The sequence below is a fragment of the Arenibaculum sp. genome (assembly GCF_035998295.1).
In the GTDB taxonomy this organism is placed as follows: Bacteria; Pseudomonadota; Alphaproteobacteria; order Azospirillales; family Azospirillaceae; genus DASYHS01.
The window spans coordinates 1-22,496 of sequence record NZ_DASYHS010000284.1 but is presented as its reverse complement, the minus strand read 5'-3'; the positions used below and the strand labels follow the sequence as shown (position 1 = coordinate 22,496).

Below are 22,496 nucleotides of genomic sequence, written 5' to 3'. Positions count from 1 at the left end.
CGCTACGCTTCCGCCTCCCCGACGATCATGCGCTCCAGCGTCTCCAGCCGGTCGGCTTCGGCGGGGGGCTTGTCCCAGCGGATGCGGTGGATGCGGGGGAAACGCATCGCGACGCCGCTCTTGTGCCGGGATGAGCGGTGGACGCTGTCGAAGGCGACCTCCAGCACGAGCCCGGGCGTCACCTCGCGCACCGGGCCGTAGCGCCGCACCGTGTTGTTGCGCACCCAGCGGTCGAGCTGGGTCAGCTCCTCGTCGGTGAAGCCGAAATAGGCCTTTCCGACCGGCACCAGCTCGCCGTCCCGCCAGGTCCCGAAGGTGAAGTCGGAATAGAAGGACGAGCGCTTGCCGTGGCCGCGCTGGGCATACATCAGCACGGTGTCGAGCGTCAGCGGGCCGCGCTTCCACTTGAACCAGGGGCCCTTGGGCCGCCCGGCGACGTAGCTGCTGTCGCCGCGCTTCAGCATCAGCCCCTCGATCGCGGCGTTCCGGGCGCCGTCCCTCAGCCGGGCCAGGTCGTCCCAGCCCTCGAACGGGATCAGCGGCGACACGTCCATGAGCGCCGGCCGGACCCGCTCGAACCAGGACTGCAGGCGCCGCCTGCGCTCGTCGAAGGGAAGGCCGCGCAGGTCGTCGGCGCCCTCGAACAGGATGTCGTAGAGCCGCACATGGGCCGGGTGGCCTTCCAGCAGCTTCGCCGTCACGGCCTTGCGGTTGAGCCGCTGCTGCAGGTCGTTGAACGGAGCCACCGTCCCGTCGCGCACGACCAGCAGCTCGCCGTCGACGACCGCGTCGAACCCCATGGCATCGGCGATCTCGGGAAAGCCGCGGGAGATCTCCTCGCCCGTGCGCGACCAGATCCGCCGCTCGCCGCCGCGCGCGGCCAGCTGGACCCGGATGCCGTCCCATTTCCATTCCGCCCGGTAGTCCCCGATCTCGAACCCGCCGACCTCGGCGTCCTCCAGCGGGTTGGCGAGCATCAGCGGCCGGAACCCGGCGCCGTGGGAGACGGGCGGGCGCGGCACCCGCCCCTCGATCCAGTCGAACAGGGGTCCGTAGGGCGGCGTCAGGCCGTGCCAGACCTCCTCGATCTCGTCGACCCCGGGCGCGCCGAGGGAAGCGAGCGCCGTCTTGGCGAGACGGGCCGAGACCCCGACCCTCATGGACCCGGTGATCAGCTTGATCAGCGCGTGCCGGCCCGGTGCGTCGAGCCGGTCGAGCCAGGCTTCCACCAGGCCGAGCGCCGAGCCGCGATGGGCGGCCGATAGCGCGTCGACCACTTCCGACAGGCGCGGCGGCGAGCCGGCGTCCGGCCGCTGGGGCCAGATCAGGGAGATCGTCTCCGCCATGTCCCCGACGAAGTCGTAGGACCAGCCGAACAGCACGGGGTCGACCCGCTGCATCACGAGCCCCCGGATCGCGGCCGGCTTGGCTTCGGCGAAGGACAGGCCGCCCGTCAGCGCTGCGAGCGCCCAGCCCCGGTCGGGATCGGGCGTCTGCGCGAAGTAGTCCGCCAGGAGCCGGATCTTGCCGTTGCGCGACGGCGTGAAGACGAGAGCGTCGATGAGGGAGGCGAAGGCCCTCATGAGGCGTCCCCGGCCGGTGCCGTGTCCTGCTCCTCCTCGCCGAAGCCGATCAGCGACAGCGCCCGCGCGCGGAACCCGCGGCCCTGGGCCCAATGCACCAGCGCCTCCTCGTTGCCGTGGGTGACCCAGACTTCCGTCGGGGCGACCTCCTCCAGCGTCCGGGTCAGCTCGTCCCAGTCGGCATGGTCGGACACGACCAGCGGCAGCTCGACGCCGCGCTGGCGCGCGCGCTGGCGCACGGCCATCCAGCCCGACGCCATCACGACCACCGGCTCGGCCAGGCGCCGCGCCCAGCGGTCGGCGATCGCGGAGGGCGGAGCGAGCACGACCCGCCCGCGCAGTTCTTCCTTGCCGAGGGAGGTCGCCGACCGGAAGTCGCCGAGGTCGACGCCGTGGCGGACATAGAGCTCGCACAGCGGGATCAGCGCACCGTGCAGGAAGACCGGCTCGTCGTAGCCGGCCGCCCGGAGGAGCGCGATCAGGCGCTGGCACTTCCCCAGCGCATAGGCGCCGACGACGTGGGAGCGTTCCGGGAAGACGCGTAGCGAATGCAGCAGGCGGCCGATCTCCTCCCGGTCGTCGGGATGCCGGAACACCGGCAGGCCGAAGGTCGCCTCGGTGACGAAGACGTCGCAGGGCACGACCTCGAACGGCGCACAGGTGGGGTCGGGCCGGCGCTTGTAGTCGCCGGAGACCACGACCCTGGTGCCGCGCCAAGTGATCGAGGCCTGGGCGCTGCCCAGGACGTGGCCGGCCGGGGCGAGCCGCAGCTCGACCTCGCCCAGTTGCAGCGTCTCGCCATAGGGGAGCGGCCGCAGCACCTCGCCCGCGGCCGGGCCGGCACGGACCCGCATGATCGCCAGCGTCTCCGGCGTGGCGATGACGGTCCGGTTGCCGGGGCGGGCATGATCGGCATGCCCGTGGGTCACGACGGCGCACGCGACCGGGCGCACGGGGTCGACGTAGAAGCCGCCGGGCTCGACGAAGAGCCCTTCCGGCCGCACGCGGATCCAGGTCTCGGGCTTGGAAGGCTGCGGGGTCATGTCCTCAATATGGGTGAAAGCGGTGCCCCGCACCATGCGCGTCGTTGCCGTTCCGCCCGGGGTGATGGCACTCTGGACCTGCATTCGCCCGTGCCCGGAATCCCCCATGGCCGCCGTCCTCTGCATCGGTGCCGCCCATATCGACCGCAAGGCCCACAGCGCCGGGCCGGTGGTCCTCGGCAGCTCCAATCCGGTGTCGGTCCGCACGGGGACGGGCGGGGTCGCGCGCAACGTCGCCGAGACCCTGGCCCGGCTCGGCCTCGACGTCGCGCTGCTGAGCCGGACCGGCGCGGACGCCGACGGCGCCGAGGTGCGCGACGGCCTTGCGGCGGCGGGCGTGGACTGCGGGCTGACCACCGTCTCCGGGACCCGGCCGACCGCGACCTACACGGCCCTGATCGACCCGAAGGGCGAGCTGGCGGTGGCGCTCGCGGACATGGCGGTCTACGAGGAGCTGACGCCGGACCTGCTGGCCGGGCTGCTGCCCCGGATGGCCGGCTTCGACGCCTGGTTCGTCGACTGCAACCTGCCCGCCGAGAGCCTGGGCTTCCTGTTCAGGATGCGGCCCGCGGGCGTGAGGCTGTTCGTCGATCCCGTCTCGGTCGCGAAGGCGGCCAGGCTCGACGGGCTGCTGCCCGGCATCGACGTGCTGTTCGCGAACCGCGACGAGGCATCGCGGCTGGCGCGGGTCGAGATCAGGGCGCCGCTCGACCTGTGCGTCGCCGCGGCCCGGCTGCTCGGCTTCGGCGTGGCGGACACGGTCATCACGCGCGGCGCCGACGGCGTCTTCGTCGCGGGTGGCGGGGAATGGGACTTCCTGCCGGCGCTGCCCGCCCGGGTGCGCGAGGTGACCGGCGCCGGCGACGCGCTCGTGGCCGGCACGATCTACGGCCGCGCCCTGGGCCTGCCCACCGCGGAGGCGGTCCAGGTCGGCCTCGCCTGCGCGGCACTGGCGGTCGAGACGCCGGATACCGTATATGCGGGGCTCAGCGCCGAGGCGCTGGTGGAGCGATCGGGCCTTGCGGGAGCCCGGGCATGACGCAGAAGACGGGAGAAACGATGCAGGAATATCTGTCGATCCGACCCGAGGTCGCCGAGGCGCTGCAGGCGAACCGGGCCGTGGTCGCCCTCGAATCGACGATCATCTCCCACGGCATGCCCTATCCCCGCAACGTCGAGACGGCGCGCACGGTCGAGCGGACGGTGCGCGCCGCCGGCGCGGTGCCGGCGACGGTCGCCATCCTCGACGGGCGCATCCGCATCGGCCTCGACGACGAGGACCTGGAGCGGCTCGCCACCGGCCCGGAGGTGATGAAGGTCAGCCGCCGGGACCTGCCCGTCGCCCTGGCGACCGGGGCCGACGGGGCGACGACGGTGGCGGCCACGATGATCTGCGCCAAGCTGGCGGGCATCGCGGTCTTCGTGACCGGCGGCATCGGCGGCGTCCATCGCGGCGCCGAGACCAGCTTCGACGTTTCCGCCGACCTGGAGGAACTGGCCCGCACCGACGTCGCGGTCGTCTGCGCCGGCGCCAAGGCGATCCTGGACCTGCCGAAGACGCTGGAATACCTGGAGACGCGCGGCGTCCCCGTGCTCGGCTTCGGCACGGACGAGCTGCCGGCCTTCTACACGCCGGGCAGCGGCCTGCCGGTCGTGCGCCGCTGCGACACGCCCGAGGAGGTGGCGCGCATCCTGCGCGCGAAATGGCAGCTCGGCCTGCGGGGCGGGGTCGTGATCGGCAACCCGATCCCGGCCGCGGCCGCCCTGGACGCCGCGGCGATCGACGCTGCCATCGCCGAGGCGCAGGCGGAAGCGGCCTCGCGCGGCGTCCGCGGGAAGGAGGTCACGCCGTTCCTGCTGTCCCGCCTGGAGGCGCTGACGGAGGGCCGGAGCCTGGAGGCCAACGTCGCGCTGGTCGCCCACAACGCCCGTGTCGGCGCGCGCATCGCCGTCGCCTACGCGGCGCTCCATACCGCCGCCCCGCCGCTGCCCCGCCCACCTCGGCTGCGCCCGGGCTGAGCCGATAAAAATCGCGTCGCAATTCCGGGAGCCGATAAAATCGGCGTTGAGTTTTCGGGGGCGAAACCCATATGGTTGTCACGCCCGGCGGATAGCCGAGGCGCATGGCTTCGGACCGTGGCGCAGGCTGGTAGCGCGCTTGTCTGGGGGACAAGAGGTCGCTGGTTCGAATCCAGTCGGTCCGACCATCTCGTGCCGCAAGGCCCGAGCTCCCCCCCTCGAACAGAAAATCCGCGCCGGGACTCTGCCCGGCCGAAACGATCCTTCCCGCCGGCGGAGCGGCCGCCTTGGCTTCACCCCCCGGCCCCTGGCGCCACCCGGCGGGAAGGACCTCTCGACCTCTCGGCCGTCAGGCGATGAACACGACGTCGGCACCGGACAGCAGGCCGGCGTCGAGCCCGGTGACGCCGAGCAGGGTGACGGAGTCGTCCCCGATCGAGATCACCGTTCGGTCCGCGTGTTCCGTCACCGTGAAATCCGCCTGCCGATCCGCGTAGTCGCCGAAGACGATCCATTCGCCGCTTTCGGCATCGGTGATGACGTCGTCGCCGAACGCGCCCGAGAAATGGAAGGCGTCCCTGCCGGCGTCGCCGGTTATCCTGTCGTCGCCGCCCTCGGCATCCCCGGACATCCGGGCCGCATCGCCGTAGAAGCGGTCGTCCCCCTCCCCGCCGTACAGGCGGTCGTCGCCGCCCCGGGCGCGATCGGCCATGAAGATGGCGTCGCCCGCGAGGGTGGAGCCACCGGCGTGGGCGTAGAGGCGGTCGTCCCCGCCGGCGGCATCGCCCGACATCCAGTTGGCGTCGCCGAACAGATCGCTTCCGCCAAGGAGATGGTCGTTCCCACCCCGGGCGTTCCCACCCATCTCGCGGGCTTCGCCGTAGAGGGAGGTGCCTCCTGCGCCGTAGAGGTGATCGTTCCCGCCCCGGGCATGGCCGGTCATGGTGGAGGCGTCGCCATGGACCTCGTCCATGGGGCCGCCCCGGACATGATCGTTGCCCCCGGCCGCCCGGTCTTCGAGGAGATAGGCGTCGCCATGGAGGAAGTCGGTGGTGTCGATGCCGCCGGCGCCGCCGTCCACGACGTCGTTGCCGCCCTTCGAGCGGCCGGACATCCTGCCGGCGTCGCCGTAGACGTGGTCCTCCCCCGCGCCGGCGTCAAATGCGGTCGTTGCCGCCCCTCGCAGCACCGGACATGAACTCGGCGTCGCCCCGGAACCGGTCCATGTCCGGACCGCCGTCGATGCGGTCGTTGCCGCCTCGCCCCTTACCCGCGATCTCCCAGGCGTCGCCGTACAGGAAATCGGAATCGAGCCCGGACCCGCTGGCCAGCCCCTCCAGCCGGTCATTGCCACCCCGACCCGAGGACAGAATGCCGCCCACCTCGGGGACGCCCAGGTCGTTGCCGGTCGTATAGGGATCGCCGAAGATCACGTCGGGCAGCCCGGTCCCGACCAAGTGGTTGTCGGCACCCCTATGGGGCGGGATTCCCCCGATGACCACCGCCATGGCTCTTCTCCCACGACATGTGGCGGCCACGCCGCGCCGATATCTTGGTAGCGCCGAATCCGGCAGCCCGCCATTCACGCTTAAGGTGCTGTTCCGGTGGGGAATGCAGCTTTCATCCATGCCGACCGCGGCATGGGTGCAGGGCGGCAGCGGACACCGCCCTGCGTACGGGACGGCCGTTCAGGCCGCGCCGATCTTGCGTTCGTCGTCGCGCTTCTTCTGGGCCGGCTGGTAGGCGACGGCCGCATGTTCCGTGCAGTAGGGAAGCCCGGGATGGGCGGTCTTGCCGCAGAAATGGAAATCGGCGTGCTTCGGATCGCCGACCGGCCATTTGCACATGCGCTCGGTCAGGTTCAGGATCGTGGCGCCGCGGACGGGCCTCTTCTTGATCGGAGAGGGACGCCCGGACAGGCCGAGCCGATGCGCCTTGCCGATGACGGCGTTCCGGGTCACGTCGCCGAGCATGTCGGCGATCTCACTCGCGCTGACGCCCTGCCCCCAGAGTTCCCTGAGCCTCTCGACCCTTTCGTCCGTCCAACTCATCCGCCGTCTCCAATCGTCCGGGTCCCTGTCATATTCTTAGCGTACGGCCGAGGTATATCCTACAGCCATTTGGGCCAGGCACCCTCAACGCCCCCAATATCTGGTGCCGGTATAATTAAAGACTACCAGATGAGCCCGCCGATGACCAGAGGGTCGGTGTTACATTTCTGTGGACAAACTCGCGCAACGCGATAAATCCCGCCGAAACCGGCCCGGGACATAGATCGAACGGCAGAGAACCGCGCTCGGGCTGGCGTGTTCCTCAAGCGCCGGCGCCACGTCCGTGGCTTGTGTTATCGAATCACATAGAATGAGTGCCGCCGCCGGCCGGGGCATGCCCCGGCCGGCGGGCCTTCCGGGAGACCGATCCGTGACCAGGTAGGTTTCGCTCCGTAGCCAAGCATGGCTCCCCGGATGGCACCTTCATCGACCCGAACAGTTGCGCGGGGATGCAGCCCCGCACGGGCAAGGCTGGGGAATGAAGATGGCACGAACCGACTCTATCATTGCGCTCGACGTGAGCAAGGCTCGACTGGACTGCCGGGATGGCGATACCGGCGAGGCATTCCAGATGGCCAATTCTACCGGCGGCAGAGCCCAACTGGCTCAGCGGTTCGCCGGCCGCACGGTCCAGTTCGTCGCGGAAGCCAGCGGGGGATATGAACGCGCCGTCGTCCATGATCTTTGCTCGGCAGGCTTTTCCGTGCGCATCGTCGACCCGCGCAAGGTACGGTTGTTCGCCCGCGCTTCGGGGCGCTGGGCCAAGAACGACAAGCTCGACGCCCAGATGATCCTGGCATATGCCCGCGCCATTCCGGGTACGGAACGCCGCCCGGACCCTGCCCAGGAGCGCTTGGCCGAACTGGCCACCTATCGGCGTCAGGTGCTTGCCGAACAAACCATGGTCGCCAATCAGGCTGAAACCCTCCGGGACCCGGAACTGCGGCGCCTGACCAACCGCCGTCTGGCATCTCTGAAAGCTCACATTGCCCGGCTCGACAAGCGCATCGCCGAGCATATCGAAACGTCGGCGTCGCTCCGCGACAAGGCCCGCATGGTGCTGTCGATACCCGGTGTCGGGCCTGTCCTGTGTACGGCTCTTCTGGCCTTCCTGCCGGAACTGGGGCAGCTCAGCCGCCATCAGGTGGCTGCACTGGTCGGCGTTGCCCCCATGGACAATGACAGCGGACGCAGAAAGGGAGCGCGAAGCATCTATGGCGGCAGGCCCGCCTTGCGCTCCGTTCTCTACATGGCCGCCCTTGTCGCGACCCGATGCAACCCACCGCTCGCCACCTTCTACAGCCGCCTGCGCAACGCGGGAAAAAAGCCCAAGGTCGCCATCGTCGCCGTCATGCGCAAACTCATCGTCTTGGCCAATGCGCTGATCCGGGACCAGCGCATCTACGGCCCATGAAAAGACAGTTGCTTGGCTTTCGCCCCTGACGGGGCGGGGGCGCGGTCGCGCCCCTGAGCGTTTCCGGAGAACCGGAAACGCTCTACCGCGACAGCGCACGCATCGCGCGGTCCAGCCCGTCCAGGGTCAGCGGGTACATCCGGCCTTCCATCAGGTTGCCGATGAGGCGCGTGCTGTGGCTGTGGGCCCAGCGGCTCTCCGGGACGGGGTTGAGCCACACCGCCTTGTGGTAGACGCCGAGCATGCGCTGGAGCCAGACCTGCCCCGGCTCCTCGTTCCAGTGCTCGACGCTGCCGCCGGCATAGACGATCTCGTAGGGGCTCATGGCCGCGTCGCCGACGAAGACCAGGCGGTAGTCGGCGGGATAGGTGTGCAGGACGTCCCAGGTCGCGATTCGCTGCTCGTGGCGGCGCCGGTTGTCGCGCCACACGCTCTCGTACACGCAGTTGTGGAAGTAGAAGTATTCGAGATGCTTGAACTCGCCGCGCGCGGCGGAGAACAGCTCCTCGCAGATCCGGACGTGGTCGTCCATGCTGCCGCCGATGTCGAGGAACAGCAGCACCTTCACGGCGTTGTGGCGCTCGGGCACCATCTTCAGGTCGAGATAGCCGGCGTTGCGCGCGGTCGAGCGGATCGTGTCGGGAAGGTCGAGGGTCTCGGCCGCCCCGGTGCGGGCGAATTTCCGCAGCCGGCGCAGGGCCACCTTGATGTTGCGGGTCCCCAGCTCGACCTGGTCGTCCAGGTTGCGGAAGTCGCGCCGGTCCCAGACCTTGACCGCCCGGCGGTTCCGGCTCTCCTGCTGGCCGATGCGCACGCCCTCGGGATTGTAGCCGTAGGCCCCGAAGGGCGAGGTGCCGGCCGTGCCGATCCAGCGGTTGCCGCCCTGGTGCCGGTCCCGCTGCTCCGCCAGGCGCTGGGCCAGGGTCTCCATCAGCTTCTCCCAGCCGCCCAGCGACTCGATCTGCCGCTTCTCCTCCTCGGTCAGGTACTTCTCGGCGAGCTTGCGCAGCCACTCCTCCGGGATCGAGGCGTGGACCTCCTCCACCGTGCGGCCGCCGCCCTCCACGCCCTTGAACACGGTCCCGAACACCCGGTCGAAGCGGTCGAGATGCCGCTCGTCCTTCACGAGGCAGGACCGGGCCAGATAGTAGAAGTCCTCGACCCGCCAGCCGGCCACGCCCTTGCGCATGGCCTCCATCAAGGTCAGGTACTCCTTGAGGGAGACCGGGACCTGGGCCTTGCGCAGCTCGTAGAAGAAGGTTGGGAACATGGGCCTCCCGCCCTCCGGTTCAGCCTCGCTCCCGGCGCGCCATGAAGGCGAGCCTCTCGAACAGCATCACGTCCTGCTCGTTCTTCAGCAGCGCGCCGTGCAGCGGAAGCGTCAGCTTCTTCGGGTCGCGTTCGCGCAGCGTGTCGGCGCCGACGTCCTCGACCACCAGAAGCCGTATCCAGTCCAGCAGCTCCGACGTGCTCGGCTTCTTCTTGAGGCCCGGCACGTCGCGCACCTCGTAGAACAGGGTCAGCGCCTCGCGCAGCAGGTCCTGCTTCAGGCCGGGGAAATGCACGTCGACGATGCGCGCCATCGTGTCCGGGTCGGGAAAGCGGATATAGTGGAAGAAGCAGCGGCGCAGGAAGGCGTCCGGCAGCTCCTTCTCGTTGTTCGAGGTGATGACGACGACCGGCCGCTTGCGCGCCTTGACGACCTGGCGCGTCTCGTAGACGTGGAACTCCATCCGGTCGAGTTCCAACAGCAGGTCGTTCGGGAACTCGATGTCCGCCTTGTCGATCTCGTCGATCAGCAGGACCGGCGCCTCGTCGGCGTCGAACGCCTCCCACAGCTTTCCCTTGACGATGTAGTTCGAGATGTCGTGCACCCGCGGGTCGCCGAGCTGGCTGTCGCGCAGGCGGCTCACGGCGTCGTACTCGTACAGGCCCTGCTGGGCCTTGGTCGTCGACTTGACGTGCCACTGGATCAGCGGCTTGCCGAGCGCCTGCGCGATCTCGTGGGCGAGGATGGTCTTGCCGGTCCCCGGCTCGCCCTTGACCAGCAGCGGCCGCTCCAGCGCGACCGCGGCATTGACGGCGACGCGAAGGTCGTCGGTGGTGACGTAGGTTGCGGTTCCGGCGAAGGACATCGGCGTGGCTCGACCCGTTTTGCGACCCCAGGCCCGGGCGCGGACGGGCCGCGCCGGGACGCGGGGATGATCCCCCATCGCGGTGCGAAAGGCCAGACCCTTCACCCGGAAACGGCGCTCCTCCCCGTCCGTGGCGACGGGGAGGCCCGAACCGCTACCGGCCGGCGACCGCCTGCTCGATCGCCTCGACCGCGGCCTGCGCCCGGTCGCCGTCGGGACCGCCGGCCTGGGCCATGTCGGGCCGTCCGCCGCCGCCCTTGCCGCCCAGCGCGACCGAGCCGGCGCGCACCAGCTCGACCGCGTCGTACCGGCCCGTCAGATCGTCGGTGACGCCGACCACCAGGGAGGCCTTGCCCTCGGCCACCGAGACCAGCGCCACCACGCCGGAGCCGAGCTTGCGCTTCAGCTCGTCGGCCATCGGCTTGAGGTCCTTGGCCGGGAAGTCCCGGAGCACGCGCGCGGCGAACTTCACGCCGTTCACGTCCTTCTCGCCGGCACCGGCCTCGGCCTGCGCCCCGGTGCCCGACAGGGCGACCTGGCGGCGCAGGTCGGCCAGCTCGCGCTCCATCCGGCGGCGCTCCTCGACCAGCGAGGCGACGCGGGCCGGCACCTCGGCCGGGGTCGTCTTCAGCACCGCCGCCGTCTCGGCCAGGCGGTGCTCCTGGTCGTTGAGGTAGGAGAGCGCCCCCTCCCCGGTCAGCGCCTCGATCCGGCGCACGCCGGCGGCGACCGCCCCTTCGGCGACGATCTTGAACAGGCCGATGTCGCCGGTGCGCCGGACATGGGTCCCGCCGCACAGCTCGATCGAGTAGTCCCGCTGCAGGTCGGGCTCGCGCCCGCCCATCGAGACGACGCGCACCTCGTCGCCGTATTTCTCGCCGAACAGCGCCATGGCGCCGGTCGCCCGCGCCTCGTCCGGCGACATCAGCCGCGTCTCGACGTCGCTGTTGGCGAGGATGCGGCGGTTGACCTCGGCCTCGACCGCGTCGAGGTCGGCCGCCGCGGGCGGCACCGGCTGGCTGATGTCGAAGCGCAGCCGGTCCGGGGCGACGAGCGAGCCCTTCTGGGTCACGTGCTCGCCCAGGCGGCGGCGCAGCGCCTCGTGCAGAAGATGGGTCGCGGAGTGGTTGGCCCGGATGGCCTCGCGGCGCGCATGGTCGACGCGCAGCTCGACGACGTCGCCGACCTTCAGCTCGCCGCGCGTCACCTGCGCGTCGTGGACCCACAGCAGGCCCAGCTTCTTCTGGGCGTCGCGCACCTCGACCTCGGTCCCGCGGGGGCTGAACATGACGCCGCAATCGCCGACCTGGCCGCCCGACTCGGCGTAGAACGGCGTCTGGTTGACGACCACCTGCACCGCGTCCCCGGCCGCGGCCCGCTCGACCCGGGCGCCGTCCCTGATTAGGGCCACGACCTTGCCCTCGGCGACCTCGGCGTCGTAGCCGAGGAACTCGGTCGCGCCGACCTCGTCCTTCAGCTCGTACCACAGCCGCTCGGTCGCGGCCTCGCCGGAGCCGGCCCAACTGCGGCGCGCCTCCTCGCGCTGGCGGCGCATCGCCTTGTCGAAGCCCTCGACGTCGACCGTGCGGCCCTGCCCGCGCAGCACGTCCTGCGTCAGGTCGAGCGGGAAGCCGTAGGTGTCGTAGAGCTTGAACGCGGTCTCGCCGGGCAGCGCGCCGTCCGGCGCGAGCGAGGCCGTCTCGTCCTCGAGCAGCCGCAGGCCGCGCTCCAGCGTCTGCTTGAAGCGCGTCTCCTCCAGCTTCAGCGTCTCGGTGATCAGCGCCTGGGCCCGGAGCAGCTCGGGATAGGCGCGGCCCATCTCGTGCGTCAGGGCCGGGACGAGCCGGTACATCAGCGGGTCGCGGCAGCCCAGCATGTGGGCGTGGCGCATCGCCCGGCGCATGATCCGGCGCAGCACGTAGCCGCGGCCCTCGTTCGAGGGCAGCACGCCGTCGGCGATCAGGAAGGAGCAGGCCCGCAGGTGGTCGGCGATGACGCGGTGCGACACCGCCTTGGCGCCGTCCGGCGAGGTCCCGCTGGCGTCGGCCGAGGCGAGGATCAGCGCCCGCATCAGGTCGATGTCGTAGTTGTCGTGCTTGCCCTGCAGCACGGCGGCCAGGCGCTCCAGCCCCATGCCGGTGTCGATCGAGGGCTTGGGCAGCAGGATGCGCTCGCTGGCGGAGACCTGCTCGTACTGCATGAAGACGAGGTTCCAGATCTCGATGAAGCGGTCGCCGTCGGCATCCGGGCTGCCCGGCGGGCCGCCCGCGACGTGGGGCCCGTGGTCGTAGAAGATCTCGGAGCACGGCCCGCAGGGGCCGGTGTCGCCCATGCGCCAGAAATTGTCGTCGGTCGCGATGCGGATGATCTTGTGCTCGGGCAGGCCGGCGATGCGGCGCCACAGGCCGAACGCCTCGTCGTCGTCGGCATAGACGGTCACCGTCAGGCGGTCGGCCGGCAGCCCGTATTCCTTCGTGACGAGGTTCCAGGCCAGCTCGATCGCGACGTCCTTGAAGTAGTCGCCGAACGAGAAGTTGCCGAGCATCTCGAAGAAGGTGTGGTGGCGCGCGGTGTAGCCGACATTGTCGAGGTCGTTGTGCTTGCCGCCGGCGCGGACGCATTTCTGCGCCGTCGTCGCCCGGCTGTAGGGACGCGCCTCCGCACCGGTGAACACGTTCTTGAACTGCACCATGCCGGCGTTGGTGAACATCAGCGTCGGGTCGTTCCGCGGCACCAGCGGGCTCGACTCGACGGCCTGATGACCATGCCTGGCGAAATAGTCCAGGAAGGTGGTGCGGATGTCGTTGGCGGTCTGCATGACGATGATCGGTTCCCGCGACGCTGATTGAGGGCCCTGATATTTGGGGATTGCCGGGCCGCTTTTGGACTGGTGCTTTTACCGCGGAGCGGGGACGGCTGTCCACCGGCCGGGCGCGCCGGCGGCGCCCTGGGGCGGCGGCGTGGGGGTTTGTGGGGGTTTGTGGGGGTGGTGTGGGGGTTTGTGGGGGTGGGGTCGGGAAGGGTTGGTGGGAGGGCCGCACGCATGATTGAAAATTCCCTCTCCCGCGCAACGGGAGAGGGAGGGCCCGCCGCGTCAGCGGTGGGAAGGTGAGGGTCGGGCGGCGGGAAACGGCTTTTGGGGCGAGAGCGCGCAGCCCTCACCCTCCCGCACCTGCGGTGCGGGCCCCTCCCTCTCCCGTTGCACGGGAGAGGGGATGTTCTACTTGCGGCGGGTCATCGACTTGAGGGCGCGGCGCTCGCGGCGGTTCAGGGGCGGCTCGGCGGCGAGTTCGGCGACGACGGACGGCAGCATCGCCGTCAGGTCGAGGTCGTCGAGGATCGGGGCGGGGGTGGGCTTTGCCAGCTCGATCGCGGGCAGGCGGCCGTTGCCCTTGCCGTTCATGCCGTGCAGCTGCATCAGCCGGTCGATCGCGCGCAGCGCGTGGCCGGTCTGGCCGGTGGCGATGGAGTGTTCGACCAAGTGGGACAGCCAAGCCTCCAGCCGCTCGAACATGGCGGCGTGGCCGACCTCGCGGGCGGCGGACAATGTGGCCACCCGCTCGCCCATGCCGGGCTCGGCCAGCAGCGCCTCGCCCGCGGCCGGGTCGGCGTAGCCGATCATGCGTGCCGCGGTGGCGGGGGTGGCGCCGTTGGCGACCAGACGGCAGAACAGTTCCTGGCGGGGGTCGAGCGTCACGGGCCTGTTCCTTCCGGTCGGGGAAGGGCAGTATGGAACAAAACAGGAACTCAGTCAAGCTCCCTGGAACGCCCCGACCCGACGGGCGTTCCACGATGGGCAAGGGGAGTGGACCATGCGGAGAGGAATGGAGCGCCGCGTCCTGGCGTTCGTCGCAACGCTCGCGTTGCTGCTGGCGGTGTTTCCGGCATGGGGGTTCGAGGGGTTCGGCACGCAGACGCGCGGCGGGCTCGACGGTCGCGTCATCCCGGTGACGACGATCGCGGACAGCGGGCCGGGATCGTTGCGCGACGCGCTGCTCGAGAGGGGGCCGCGGCTGATCGTGTTCGAGGTCGGCGGCCGGATCGACCTGAAGAGCGATCTCAGGGTCCGCGACCCGCACGTCACCGTCGCCGGGCAGACGGCGCCCTCGCCGGGGATCACGCTGGCCGGCGGGGGCCTGCGCATCTCGACCCACGACGTGGTGGTCCAGCACCTGCGCATCCGCGTCGGCTCCGAGCCGGGCGACACGCCGCTCGACGACCGCGACGGCATCGTGATCCTCGGCCAGCGCGACGGCAGCCGCCCCGTCCACAACGTCGTCATCGACCACTGCTCGGTCAGCTGGGCCGTCGACGAGGGGATCAGCACCTGGTTCTCGCCGGTCCACGACGTCACCATCCGCAACAGCATCGTCTCGGAGATGCTGAACGACGCCGGCCATCCCAAGGGCGAGCACGGGTACGGGCTGCTGGTCGGGGACGGCAGCCGGCGGGTTTCCGTTATCGGCAACCTGTTCGCCCACAACACCCGCCGCAACCCCGCCGCCGGCCAGGGCACGACGACCCTGATCGCCAACAACCTGATCTACGACGCCGCCCATAATGCGATCCATTTCTACGGCGGGCCGGAGCCGTTCATGTCGTCGGTCGTCGGCAACCTCGTCCTGCCCGGGCCGTCGAACCGGGAGGCGGACGCGATCCACTTCCAGCGCCGCTTCCATCCCGCCAGCCGCGTCTTTCTCGAAGGCAATCGCGGCCCGCGCGGCACGGACGCGGCGGATCTGCTGGGGGCGGACGAGCCCGAGAGGATGAAGGAGCCGCTGGCCGCGCAGCCGCCGGTCCCGTTCGACGGGCTGGTGCTGGTGCCGGCCGAGCGGCTGCCCGACACGCTGCTGCCGCGCGTCGGCGCCCGCCCGAAGGACCGGGACGCGATCGACCGCCGGATCGTCGCCCAGGTCCGCTCGGGCGGGGGCCGCACGATCGACCACCCCCGCGACGTCGGCGGCTGGCCCCGGCCCCTGCCGACGTGGCGGCCCCTGTCGCCGCCCGCCGACCCGGCGCACAACGAGCGCTGGCTCGCCCGCTATACCGCCGAGGTCCAGTAACGCCGCCGCCCGGCCGCTGTTGTCCGGCATGGCAGCATCATCGATCGAGGTTTCCGATGGCCGCATCCCCCGTTCGCCGCAGTCTCGCGCTGGCCGTGCTGGTCCCGCTCGCCGCCTGCGGCGGCCCGCGCGCCGAATTCGCCGAGCAGGCCCGGACGGCGCTGGTCGGCCTGCCCGAGGCCGACCTCTACGCCTGCGCCGGCGTTCCCGAGAAGACCGTCGAGGTGGGTGACCGGCGCCTCCTGGCCTATCGCCGCGACCGGACGAACGTGACCAGGGACGTCGAGTACGAGGAGGTCGGGATACTGCGCGCGCGGGGTGTCCGGGCCGTCCGGCCCGAGGTCTCCTACCGGACCGCGAGCTTCGCCTGCGAGGCGACGTTCACGATCGAGGACGACGTCGTCCGGCAGGTCGACTACAACCGGGGGCGGGACATCCAGCTCTGCTACCAGATCATAGCCAACTGCCCGGTGCCCGGCCGCTAGCGGCCATCGGCGCGCATGCCCTTCGACAGGCCCCGGGGTGCATCGGGGTTGAAACGGGCCGCCCGCCGTGAGGTGATGGGACATTCGAATCCGTCAGGCGAATCCGTCAGGCGAATCCGTCAGGCGAAACTCTCAGGAGGCGTGCACATGCACCACTTGCGTACCCTGTCCGCCGCCGCGGCCATGGCGGCGATGGCATCGGCCGCGATCCCCGCGAACGCCCAGGAGGCGGCCCGGGGGTCCATCGAGGGCGACCGGATCCCGACGGAGCAGGGCGACCTCGTCGTCCAGCCGATCGAACATGCGAGCTTCGTGATGACGTGGGACGGCAAGACCGTCTATGTCGATCCCGTCGGCGGCGCCGAACGCTACGGAGACCTGCCGGCCCCGGACCTGATCCTGATCACGCACCAGCATCCGGACCATCTCGACGCCGAGACGCTGTCGGCGGTGGCCGGGGACGACACCGCGCTGGTCGTGACGCAGACCGTCCATGACGCGCTGCCGCCCGAGCTGCGCGACAACGCCGAGGTGATGGCGAACGGGGACGAGACCACCGTCGCCGACCTCGCGATCGAGGCCGTCCCGGCCTACAACACCACCGAGGACCGGCTCCAGTACCATCCCAAGGGGCGCGACAACGGCTACGTCCTGACGCTGGGAGACACCAGGGTCTACGTCGCCGCCGATACCGAGGACACCCCGGAGATGCGGGCGCAGCGCGACATCGACGTCGCCTTCGTGCCCATGAACCTGCCCTATACGATGTCGGTCGAGCAGGCGGCCGACGCGGTGCGCGCGTTCCGCCCGGGCATCGTCTACCCGTACCATTCGCGCGGCAGCGACATCGAGGAGTTCGCGCGCCTCGTCGGCCAGGATTCCGGCGTCGAAGTGCGCGTGCGGGACTGGTACTGAGGCCGGCGCAAACCCGCGGGTCGGGGGAGCGAGGAGGGGCCCGGCCCGCGCCCCGATCCTGCCCCCGATCCCTGCTCCGACCTGCGCCCAGGTGCCCGCGCGGGCACTTTTGCGGCGATGGCCGGGTGCAGGATGCGTCATTCACGTGTTAACGGACGTGAGCCCGCCGGCCGAAGCGGGTCCGGCCTCTGCCCGACGGGAATTTCCTGCCCATGATCGATAGAAACGACCGCCTCTGGTACAAGGACGCCATTATCTATCAGCTCCACGTCAAGGCCTTCTTCGATGCCAACGACGACGGCATCGGGGATTTCGCAGGCCTGGCGCGAAAGCTGGACTATCTCCAGGACCTGGGGGTCACGGCCCTCTGGCTGCTGCCCTTCTACCCTTCGCCGCTGCGCGACGACGGCTACGACATCGCCGACTACCGCAACATCAATCCCCGCTACGGCACGATGCGCGACTTCCGCGCGCTGGTGAGGGAATGCCACGACCGCGGCATCCGCGTCGTTACCGAGCTGGTCGTGAACCACACCTCCGACCAGCACGAATGGTTCCAGCGCGCGCGCACCGCGAAGCCGGGCTCGGCGCTGCGCGACTTCTACGTCTGGTCGGACACCGACCAGAAGTACCAGGGCACGCGGATCATCTTTCTCGACACCGAGAAGTCGAACTGGACCTGGGACCCGGTCGCGAAGGCCTATTTCTGGCACCGCTTCTATTCCCATCAGCCCGACCTGAACTACGACAATCCCCGGGTCCTGAAGGAGGTGCTGAGCGTCCTGCACTTCTGGCTGAAGATGGGGGTGGACGGGCTGCGCCTCGACGCCGTGCCCTATCTGGTCGAGCGCGAGGGCACGAACTGCGAGAACCTGGACGAGACGCACGAGGTGCTGAAGCGCGTCCGCGCCGAGATCGACGCCCACTATTCCGACCGGATGCTGCTGGCCGAGGCCAACCAGTGGCCCGAGGACGTGCTGCCCTATTTCGGCGACCTGTCGAAGGGCGGCGACGAGTGCCACATGAACTTCCACTTCCCGCTGATGCCGCGCATCTACATGGCGGTGGCGCAGGAGGACCGGCACCCGATCACCGACATCATGCGCCAGACGCCGGAGATCCCGGAAAGCTGCCAGTGGGCGATCTTCCTGCGCAACCACGACGAGCTGACGCTCGAGATGGTGACCGACCGGGAGCGCGACTATCTCTGGAACTTCTACGCCCACGACCGGCGCATGCGGATCAATCTCGGCATCCGCCGCCGGCTGGCCCCGCTGATGGACAACGACCGTCGCAAGATCGAGCTGCTGAACAGCCTGCTGTTCTCGATGCCCGGCACGCCGATCGTCTACTACGGCGACGAGATCGGCATGGGCGACAACGTGTTCCTCGGCGACCGGGACGGCGTCCGCACGCCCATGCAGTGGACGTCCGACCGCAACGGCGGCTTCTCGCGCGCGGACCCGGCCTCGCTCTACCTGCCGGCGATCGCCGACCCGGTCTACGGCCACGGCGCGCTCAACGTCGAGGCCCAGCAGCGCAGCCCGTCCTCCCTGCTCAACTGGATGAAGCGCCTGATCGCCGTGCGCAAGGGGCACAAGGCGTTCTCGCGGGGCACGCTGCGCTTCCTCTATCCCGGCAACCGCAAGGTCCTGGCCTATGTCCGCGAATACGAGGACGAGGCGATCTTGTGCATCGCCAACCTGTCGCGCAGCGCCCAGGCGGTCGAGCTCGACCTGTCGCGCCACAAGGGCTGCATCCCGGTCGAGATGATCGGCCGCTCGGAGTTCCCGCCGATCGGGGACCTGTCCTATCTGCTGACCCTGCCGGCCTACGGCTTCTACTGGTTCTCGCTCACGAGTACGGCCGCGCTGCCGGCGTGGCACGAACACATCCCGGAGCCCATGCCCGAATTCCTCACCCTCGTCATGTCCGACGGCTGGCAGAGCGTCGCCTCCGGCCGCGCGGGCCGGGAGCTGGCGGCCGACGTGCTGCCGACATACCTTCCGAAGCAGCGCTGGTTCGGCGCCAAGGGCGGCCGGATCGAGGCGGTACGGATCGGCCCGGCGGCCGAGCTGCGCGCCGACGGGGAGAGCTTCCTTCTCACCCAGGTCGACGTCGACCTGGCCGGCGAGGAGCCGCAGCGCTACTTCATGCCCCTGGCGCTGTTCTGGGACGAGGGGGCGGCCTCGCCGCTGGCGGCCTACATGCTGGCGCGCGCGCGGCGCGGCCCGCGGATGGGCGGCCTCTACGACGCCATGCAGTCCGACCGCTTCGTCCGCGCGCTGCTGGACGCGATCGGGCGGGGCGAGGATATTCCCCTGGGAGGTCCCGGGGACGGCGGGCGCCTGAACGTGATCCGGACCGACCGCTTCCAGCAGGCCGAGGCCGGGCCGGAGGACGAGATACGCCGCATCGGCGTGGAGCAGTCGAACACGTCCCTGCTGGTCGGCGACAAGTTCGTGGTCAAGGCGCTGCGCCGGCTCGTGCGCGGCCCGCACCCCGAGCTCGAGATCGCCCGCTTCCTGACCGAGGTGGCCAACTACCCCAACACTCCCCCGCTCTGCGGCGCGGTCGAGCACATAGACGAGGACGGGGTGCCCACCACGCTGGCGACCGTCCAGAGCTTCGTGCGCAACCAGGGCGACGGCTGGACGTTCACGGTCGAGTGGCTGCAGCGCGCGCTCGAGGAGATCCGCATCGGAGCCTCCACCCCGGTGCCCGCGCCCGAGCACCTGCCCGACCACCTCCCGGCCGACGAGGGCGAGGCGGACGACGTCTACTTCACGCTCGCGGAAACGCTGGGCAGGCGCACGGCCGAACTGCACCGTGCGTTCGCGATCGAGAGCGGCGATCCCGCCTTCGAGCCCGAGCCGATCACCGGCCAGGACGTCGCCGGCTGGGCCGAGGCGGCGCGCGCGCAGGCGGAACGGGCGTTCCAGGCGCTGGGACAGGCGGTCGACCGGATGCACGAGGATGTGCGCGACGAGGCCCGGGTGCTGCTGGACCGGCGGCAGGAATGCCTGGGCCTGATCGAGCGCCTGGTCGCGGGCGACGTGCAGGCGGTGAAGACGCGCCACCACGGCGACTACCACCTGGGCCAGGTGCTGAAGGTGCAGGCGGACTGGTTCCTGATCGACTTCGAGGGCGAGCCGCTGCGCTCGCTGGAGGAACGGCGGCGCAAGCACTCGCCGTTGCGCGACGTCGCGGGCATGCTGCGGTCGTTCGAATATGCCGCCTGGGCCGCGGTCCGGCGCCTGTCCGACGACGCCCCCGACGCGACCGGGGCCATCCTCGGCCCGGCGCTGGAATGGCAGCAGAAGGCGTCCGCCGCCTTCCTGGAAGGCTACCGCGACGCGGTCGCGGGCTGCGCGAGCCATCCCGCCGATCCGGAGGTCGCGCGGCGGCTGCTCGACTTCTTCGTCCTGGAGAAGGCCTGTTACGAGATCGCCTACGAGGCGGCCAACCGGCCGGGGTGGCTCGACATCCCGGTCAAGGGCGTGCTCGGCATCCTGGATGCCCACGCCGCGGCGACTTTGGAGGAGACCGGATGAACCCCGATACCGTCCTGCGACACGGGCCCCAGCTCGATGCCGCGATCGATGCGATCGTGCGGGGCGACCACGGCGACCCCTTCTCGATCCTGGGCATGCACGTCGAAAACCGGGCCGGAGGCCGGGACGGCGCGACGGTGGTGCGCGCCATGCTGCCCGGCGCGCGCGCCGTCGAGGTGGTCGACGCGTCCGACGGCGAGGTCGTGGCCAACCTCTCCCTCGTCCATGCCGACGGCTTCTTCGCGGGCCCCGTGGAAGGCCGGACCGGCCATTTCGCCTACCGCCTGCGGGCCCATTACGCCGGCGGCGCGGTCGAGTTCGAGGACGCCTACTCCTTTCCGGCCTATCTGGGCGAGCTCGACGTTCACCTGCTCGCCGAAGGCACGCATCTCCACAGCTACGAGCGCCTGGGCGCGCACGTCACCGAGATCGACGGGGTGCCCGGCACCGCCTTCGCGGTCTGGGCGCCGAACGCGCGGCGCGTCTCGGTGGTCGGCGAATTCTGCAACTGGGACGGCCGGCGGCTGCCCATGCGCAAGCGCCACGAGTGCGGGGTGTGGGAGATCTTCGTCCCGCGCCTGCCGGCGGGCGCCGTCTACAAATACGAGATCAAGGCGCAGGGCGGCGCGCTGCTGCCGCTGAAGGCGGATCCCTACGCCTTCTACGCCGAGCATCCGCCGCGCACCGCCTCGGTGGTCTGGAAGACCGGCGGCTACGAATGGCAGGACGGCGGCTGGATGGAGCAGCGCGCACGCGCCGACTGGCGCTCGCTGCCGATCTCGATCTACGAATGCCATCTCGGTTCCTGGCGCCGCAAGGGCGACGACGGGCGCCAGTACCTGAGCTACCGCGAACTCGCCGAGACGCTGGTACCCTATGTCCGGGACATGGGCTACACGCATATCGAGCTGCTGCCGATCACGGAATACCCGTTCGACGGCTCCTGGGGCTATCAGGCGATCGGGCTGTACGCGCCGACCAGCCGGTTCGGCAATCCCGACGACTTCGCCTACTTCGTCGATTGCTGCCACCGCGAGGGCATCGGCCTGCTGCTCGACTGGGTCCCGGGCCATTTCCCGACCGACCCGCACGGGCTCGGCGGCTTCGACGGCACCCATCTCTACGAGCATGCCGACCCGCGCCAGGGCTTCCACCAGGACTGGAACACCCTGATCTACAATTTCGGCCGGCGCGAGGTGACCTCGTTCCTGCTCGGCTCGGCCCTGTTCTGGCTGCAGCGCTACCATTTCGACGGCCTGCGCGTCGACGCCGTGGCCTCGATGCTCTACCTCGACTACAGCCGCAAGGCCGGGGAGTGGGTCCCGAACCAGTACGGCGGCAACGAGAACCTGGAGGCGATCGCCTTCCTGAAGCGGATGAACGAGCTCGCCTACGGCAGCCAGTCCGGGGCGATGACGGTGGCCGAGGAATCGACGGCCTGGCCCGGCGTGTCGCGGCCGATATATCTCGGCGGGCTCGGCTTCGGCTTCAAATGGAACATGGGCTGGATGCACGACTCGCTGCGCTACATGTCCAAGGAGCCGATCCACCGCCGCTGGCACCACCACGACCTGACCTTCGGGCTGCTCTACGCCTTCTCGGAGAACTTCATCCTGCCGCTCAGCCACGACGAGGTGGTGCACGGCAAGGGTTCCATCCTCAACAAGATGCCGGGCGACCGCTGGCAGAAATTCGCCAATCTGCGGGCCTACTACACCTTCATGTGGACCCATCCCGGCAAGAAGCTGCTGTTCATGGGCTGCGAGTTCGGCCAGGAGCGGGAATGGAACCACGACACGGGCCTGGACTGGCACCTGCTCGACGATCCGTTCCACGACGGGGTGCGCCGGATGGTGCGCGACCTCAACATGCTCTACCGCGCCACGCCGGCCCTGTACGAGTTCGACTGCGATCCCCAGGGGTTCGAATGGGTGGAGGCGAACGACAGCGACAACAGCGTGCTCGCCTATCTGCGCTACGGGAGCGACCGCGAGCGGCCGGTGCTGGTCGTGTGCAACTTCACGCCGGTGCCGCGCCAGGGCTACCGGGTCGGCGTGCCCTTGCCCGGCGTCTGGAAGGAGCGCTTCAACTCCGACGCGGGCATCTACGGGGGCGGCAATGTCGGCAACGGCGGAGCGCTGGTCGCGAACGACGCCACCTGCCACGGCCGCCCGCATTCGCTCGACACGACCCTGCCGCCGCTGGGCGTGGTGGTGCTGGAACGCGAGGGCTGA

General features: G+C 70.1%; 17 protein-coding genes and 1 tRNA gene. 9 read left to right on the top strand and 9 right to left on the bottom strand.

All coding sequences use genetic code 11. The features are described from left to right. Positions 1–2 precede the first annotated feature (2 nt). Together VGO20_RS27100 and VGO20_RS27095 are read right to left on the bottom strand one after the other, a co-directional pair. Positions 3–1,583, bottom strand: a complete 1,581-nt coding sequence (locus tag VGO20_RS27100; protein ID WP_327505533.1) for a cisplatin damage response ATP-dependent DNA ligase — start codon at positions 1,581–1,583, stop codon at positions 3–5. Then, positions 1,580–2,626 (bottom strand): ligase-associated DNA damage response exonuclease, encoded by a 1,047-nt coding sequence (locus tag VGO20_RS27095; RefSeq protein ID WP_327505532.1) that lies wholly within the window; start codon positions 2,624–2,626, stop codon positions 1,580–1,582. Before VGO20_RS27095 ends, VGO20_RS27100 begins: the two co-directional genes overlap by 4 nt. Positions 2,627–2,732: 106 nt before the next feature. Between VGO20_RS27095 and VGO20_RS27090 the strand changes: the two genes are divergently transcribed. The 3 genes from VGO20_RS27090 (at position 2,733) to VGO20_RS27080 (ending at position 4,833) form a co-directional block, all read left to right on the top strand. Next, entirely contained in the window at positions 2,733–3,665 is a 933-nt protein-coding gene (locus tag VGO20_RS27090) for a carbohydrate kinase family protein (protein ID WP_327505531.1), read from the top strand. Between the two features lie 20 nt (positions 3,666–3,685). Continuing rightward, on the top strand, positions 3,686–4,645 hold the full coding sequence (locus VGO20_RS27085; RefSeq protein WP_327505541.1) for a pseudouridine-5'-phosphate glycosidase: 960 nt from the start codon (positions 3,686–3,688) through the stop codon (positions 4,643–4,645). 111 nt (positions 4,646–4,756) lie between these two features. Next, positions 4,757–4,833 (top strand) — tRNA-Pro (locus tag VGO20_RS27080). Between the two features lie 161 nt (positions 4,834–4,994). Here the strand turns inward: VGO20_RS27080 and VGO20_RS27075 are convergent. From VGO20_RS27075 to VGO20_RS27065, 3 genes are all read right to left on the bottom strand, one after another. Then, complete coding sequence (locus VGO20_RS27075; RefSeq protein ID WP_327505530.1) at positions 4,995–5,759, bottom strand: calcium-binding protein; 765 nt, start codon at positions 5,757–5,759, stop codon at positions 4,995–4,997. A gap of 43 nt (positions 5,760–5,802) precedes the next feature. Further along, positions 5,803–6,153, bottom strand: a complete 351-nt coding sequence (locus VGO20_RS27070) for a hypothetical protein (RefSeq protein WP_327505529.1) — start codon at positions 6,151–6,153, stop codon at positions 5,803–5,805. A 180-nt stretch (positions 6,154–6,333) separates the two neighbouring features. Then, positions 6,334–6,696, bottom strand: coding sequence for a GcrA family cell cycle regulator (locus tag VGO20_RS27065; protein WP_327505528.1), 363 nt, complete (start codon positions 6,694–6,696; stop codon positions 6,334–6,336). A gap of 478 nt (positions 6,697–7,174) precedes the next feature. On the opposite strand from VGO20_RS27065, the gene VGO20_RS27060 reads away from it, so the two are divergent. Beyond that, entirely contained in the window at positions 7,175–8,110 is a 936-nt protein-coding gene (locus VGO20_RS27060) for an IS110 family RNA-guided transposase (protein WP_327505527.1), read from the top strand. Between the two features lie 82 nt (positions 8,111–8,192). Here VGO20_RS27060 and VGO20_RS27055 read toward each other — a convergent pair whose 3' ends face one another. The 4 genes from VGO20_RS27055 to VGO20_RS27040 all read right to left on the bottom strand — a co-directional run bounded on the left by VGO20_RS27055 (position 8,193) and on the right by VGO20_RS27040 (position 13,942). Beyond that, positions 8,193–9,380, bottom strand: a complete 1,188-nt coding sequence (locus VGO20_RS27055; RefSeq protein WP_327505526.1) for a vWA domain-containing protein — start codon at positions 9,378–9,380, stop codon at positions 8,193–8,195. 19 nt (positions 9,381–9,399) lie between these two features. Then, positions 9,400–10,245, bottom strand: coding sequence for an AAA family ATPase (locus VGO20_RS27050; RefSeq protein WP_327505525.1), 846 nt, complete (start codon positions 10,243–10,245; stop codon positions 9,400–9,402). Positions 10,246–10,399: 154 nt separating this feature from the next. Beyond that, positions 10,400–13,063, bottom strand: coding sequence for an alanine--tRNA ligase (gene alaS, locus VGO20_RS27045; protein ID WP_327505524.1), 2,664 nt, complete (start codon positions 13,061–13,063; stop codon positions 10,400–10,402). 402 nt (positions 13,064–13,465) lie between these two features. After that, complete coding sequence (locus VGO20_RS27040) at positions 13,466–13,942, bottom strand: hypothetical protein (RefSeq protein WP_327505523.1); 477 nt, start codon at positions 13,940–13,942, stop codon at positions 13,466–13,468. 115 nt (positions 13,943–14,057) lie between these two features. Here VGO20_RS27040 and VGO20_RS27035 point away from each other — a divergent pair, with 115 nt between their 5' ends. The 5 genes from VGO20_RS27035 (at position 14,058) to glgB (ending at position 22,496) form a co-directional block, all read left to right on the top strand. Then, on the top strand, positions 14,058–15,308 hold the full coding sequence (locus VGO20_RS27035; RefSeq protein WP_327505522.1) for a pectate lyase family protein: 1,251 nt from the start codon (positions 14,058–14,060) through the stop codon (positions 15,306–15,308). A gap of 56 nt (positions 15,309–15,364) precedes the next feature. Beyond that, positions 15,365–15,793 carry a hypothetical protein gene (locus tag VGO20_RS27030; RefSeq protein ID WP_327505521.1) on the top strand — a complete coding sequence of 143 codons (429 nt, stop codon included), beginning with the start codon at positions 15,365–15,367 and terminating at the stop codon, positions 15,791–15,793. Positions 15,794–15,940: 147 nt separating this feature from the next. After that, on the top strand, positions 15,941–16,708 hold the full coding sequence (locus VGO20_RS27025) for an MBL fold metallo-hydrolase (protein WP_327505520.1): 768 nt from the start codon (positions 15,941–15,943) through the stop codon (positions 16,706–16,708). A 212-nt stretch (positions 16,709–16,920) separates the two neighbouring features. Beyond that, positions 16,921–20,262: a maltose alpha-D-glucosyltransferase gene (treS, locus tag VGO20_RS27020; RefSeq protein ID WP_327505519.1), complete on the top strand. Its 3,342-nt coding sequence runs from the start codon at positions 16,921–16,923 to the stop codon at positions 20,260–20,262. After that, on the top strand, positions 20,259–22,496 hold the full coding sequence (gene glgB / locus VGO20_RS27015; protein WP_327505518.1) for a 1,4-alpha-glucan branching protein GlgB: 2,238 nt from the start codon (positions 20,259–20,261) through the stop codon (positions 22,494–22,496). Before treS ends, glgB begins: the two co-directional genes overlap by 4 nt.